The organism is Rathayibacter sp. AY1D2 (assembly GCF_002932695.1).
Lineage (GTDB): Bacteria > Actinomycetota > Actinomycetes > Actinomycetales > Microbacteriaceae > Rathayibacter.
In genome coordinates this window covers 1-2531 of sequence record NZ_PSVX01000120.1, presented here as the reverse complement: position 1 = coordinate 2531, position 2531 = coordinate 1, and the positions used below count along the sequence as shown (strand labels likewise).

Here is a 2531-nt window from a genome sequence, read left to right as displayed (position 1 = left end):
TACCAAACTATAGTAAAGGTCACGGGGTCTTTCCGTCCTGCTGCGCGTAACGAGCATCTTTACTCGTAATGCAATTTCGCCGAGTTCGCGGTTGAGACAGCTGGGAAGTCGTTACGCCATTCGTGCAGGTCGGAACTTACCCGACAAGGAATTTCGCTACCTTAGGATGGTTATAGTTACCACCGCCGTTTACTGGGGCTTAAATTCTCAGCTTCGCCTTGCGGCTAACCGTTCCTCTTAACCTTCCAGCACCGGGCAGGCGTCAGTCCGTATACATCGTCTTGCGACTTAGCACGGACCTGTGTTTTTAGTAAACAGTCGCTTCCCACTGGTCTCTGCGGCCATCGAACGCTCCCGGAGCAAGTCCGTTCACGCCTCAGGCCCCCCTTCTCCCGAAGTTACGGGGGCATTTTGCCGAGTTCCTTAACCACGATTCTCTCGATCTCCTTAGTATTCTCTACCTGACCACCTGAGTCGGTTTGGGGTACGGGCAGCTAGAACCTCGCGTCGATGCTTTTCTTGGCAGCATAGGATCACCGATTTCGACTTGCGTCTACCCATCAGATCTCAGGCTTTATGAACGACGGATTTGCCTATCGTTCGCCCTACATCCTTAGACCGGGACAACCATCGCCCGGCTCGGCTACCTTCCTGCGTCACACCTGTTAATACGCTAAACGCACCAGCACGGGGTCGTACGCTAGGCCCAACGCTTCACCCCGAAGGGATCCATCAAAGGGATTCAGATACTTAGCACTACTGGATTGTCTTGGGCGGTTCTTCGCCGGTACGGGAATATCAACCCGTTGTCCATCGACTACGCCTGTCGGCCTCGCCTTAGGTCCCGACTTACCCAGGGAAGATTAGCTTGACCCTGGAACCCTTGGTCTTCCGGAGGACGGGTTTCTCACCCGTCTTTCGCTACTCATGCCTGCATTCTCACTCGTGTGGCATCCACGGCTGGTTCACACCGCCGCTTCACTCGCCACACGACGCTCTCCTACCCATCAACACGGCTGGACCACGAAGGCCTACCACTAATGTCAATGCCACAACTTCGGTGGCGTGCTTGAGCCCCGTTACATTGTCGGCGCGGAATCACTTGACCAGTGAGCTATTACGCACTCTTTCAAGGGTGGCTGCTTCTAAGCCAACCTCCTGGTTGTCTGTGCAACTCCACATCCTTTCCCACTTAGCACGCGCTTAGGGACCTTAGTTGGTGGTCTGGGTTGTTTCCCTCTCGACTATGAAGCTTATCCCCCACAGTCTCACTGCTGCGCTCTCACTTACCGGCATTCGGAGTTTGGCTGACGTCAGTAAGCTTTTGGGCCCCATCGGCCATCCAGTAGCTCTACCTCCGGCAAGAAACACGCAACGCTGCACCTAAATGCATTTCGGAGAGAACCAGCTATCACGAAGTTTGATTGGCCTTTCACCCCTATCCACAGCTCATCCCCTCCATTTTCAACTGAAGTGGGTTCGGTCCTCCACGACGTCTTACCGTCGCTTCAACCTGGCCATGGATAGATCACTTCGCTTCGGGTCTAGACCCTGCGACTGAATCGCCCTATTCGGACTCGCTTTCGCTACGGCTGCCCCACACGGGTTAACCTCGCCACAGAGCACTAACTCGCAGGCTCATTCTTCAAAAGGCACGCCGTCACCCCTACAAGGAGGCTCCGACGGTTTGTAAGCAAACGGTTTCAGGTACTATTTCACTCCCCTCCCGGGGTACTTTTCACCTTTCCCTCACGGTACTTGTCCGCTATCGGTCATCTGGGAGTATTTAGGCTTATCAGGTGGTCCTGACAGATTCACACGGGATTTCTCGGGCCCCGTGCTACTTGGGATACTCTTCACGCCATAACACCATTTCGACTACGGGGCTCGCACCCGCTCTGGCCAGGCGTTCAAACCTGTTCGTCTATGATGCGCTGTAACGTTCACCGGCCGGCAGACCGGAACGAAAAGTCCCACAACCCCGGCCATGCAACCCCTGCCGGGTATCACACATGACTCGGTTTAGCCTCTTCCGCGTTCGCTCGCCACTACTGACGGAATCACTGTTGTTTTCTCTTCCTGTGGGTACTGAGATGTTTCACTTCCCCACGTTCCCTCTACCCGCCCTATATATTCAGGCGGGAGTCACCAGGTCACCACAAGGGGCCTGGCGGGGTTTCCCCATTCGGAAATCCTCGGATCACAGCTCGTTTATCAGCTCCCCGAGGCTTATCGCAGATTACGACGTCCTTCTTCGGCTCCAGATGCCAAGGCATTCACCGTTTGCTCTTATGAACTTGCTAATCACATGAGTTAAAAAACTACAACTCGAAAAGTTGCAGATCCAATGATTTGCATGACCGCAGCCCGAAAGCCGCGCCATGCGAATCTTGTCGATCCACGACCGAAGCCGTGAATCTAAGATGCTCGCGTCCACTGTGTAGTTCTCAAAATACGGGCGGTATCCCTCTCCCACACACCCAGGCGTGAGAAAAGGATCCGGAGAGTCGACCCCGCCACCCGAAGGCAGC

At 54.7% G+C, this 2531-nt stretch carries 1 rRNA gene; it reads right to left on the bottom strand.

Features of this window, described 5'->3' with window-relative positions:
* Positions 1–2303: ribosomal RNA gene (locus tag C5D04_RS17660) — 23S ribosomal RNA — on the bottom strand; the annotation flags it as partial.
* Positions 2304–2531: the final 228 nt, after the last annotated feature.